The 500-nt window shown below is 47.8% G+C and carries 1 protein-coding gene; it reads right to left on the bottom strand.

Translation table 11 applies throughout. From position 1 onward, the window contains the following. The coding region (locus tag D8802_RS10260) for a hypothetical protein (protein ID WP_185758238.1) at positions 1 to 500 on the bottom strand (500 nt) is incomplete at both ends.

Here is a 500-nt window from a genome sequence, read left to right on the forward strand (position 1 = left end):
CGCAAGCAACAGTGCATCAACATCTGACTCAGCAAGCAAGTCTGCTTCAGAATCAGCAAGCACAAGCGCAAGCAACAGCATCTCTGCTTCAATCAGCGCATCAGAATCAGTTAGCGCAAGCGCAAGCAACAGTGCATCAGCATCTGACTCAGCAAGCACAAGCGCAAGCAACAGTGCTTCAGCATCAACAAGCGCATCTGTATCAGATTCAACAAGCTTGAGCAACAGCATCTCTGCTTCAATCAGTGCTTCTAACTCAGCAAGCACAAGCGTAAGCAACAGTGCATCAACATCTGACTCAGCAAGCAAGTCTGCATCAGAATCAGCAAGCACAAGTGCAAGCAATAGTGCATCAGCGTCAACAAGCGCATCTGTATCAGAGTCAACAAGCTTGAGCAACAGCATCTCTGCTTCAATCAGTGCATCTGAATCAGCAAGCACAAGTGCTTCAACATCTGACTCAGCAAGCAAGTCTGCTTCAGAATCAGCAAGCACAAGCG

The sequence above is a fragment of the Streptococcus oralis genome (assembly GCF_003943395.1).
In the GTDB taxonomy this organism is placed as follows: Bacteria; Bacillota; Bacilli; order Lactobacillales; family Streptococcaceae; genus Streptococcus; species Streptococcus oralis_BF.